This window comes from Paraprevotella clara YIT 11840, assembly GCF_000233955.1.
Classification (GTDB): Bacteria; Bacteroidota; Bacteroidia; order Bacteroidales; family Bacteroidaceae; genus Paraprevotella; species Paraprevotella clara.
This window is the reverse complement of record NZ_JH376689.1, coordinates 329-712: the sequence shown is the minus strand read 5'-3', so window position 1 is coordinate 712 and position 384 is coordinate 329. Positions and strand designations below refer to the sequence as shown.

The following is a 384-nucleotide window of genomic DNA, read 5'->3' as shown; positions in this document are numbered from 1 at the left end:
TGTAACTCATTAAAAAGAAGAATAGTTGTTGGTCAAGAAAAAGTAGGTGTAGAAGGCGAAGACTATACTCTTCATTATTACAAAAGGAAAATAGGAAGTAGAGGTTTTTTGAAAATTAATGTAACGGAATATGGTGAGCCTCTTTCAAAAAATGAAATAGCAATTAGAATTAATGGTATTAATATTTTAGGAAAAGAAGAGCCTTCGTATTATCTTGATGTTAATAAGAAATATAATTTTTATATAATGGGGGTAGGTGCTGGTAAGTACTTGTATATAAATAACGTAAAGGTAAGAGAAGGAGATTCTATTATACTTAATGTACATTTAAAAGATACTTTATGGATTGAGTAAAGTAAGAATGAAGCAACGAACGAGGAAGAC

The 384-nt window shown here is 29.2% G+C and carries 1 protein-coding gene; it reads left to right on the top strand.

The window, feature by feature from the left end; translation table 11 throughout:
• A partial coding sequence (locus tag HMPREF9441_RS17090; protein ID WP_039865646.1) for a hypothetical protein occupies positions 1-354 on the top strand: 354 nt, incomplete at its 5' end.
• Between the last annotated feature and the right edge of the window lie 30 nt (positions 355-384).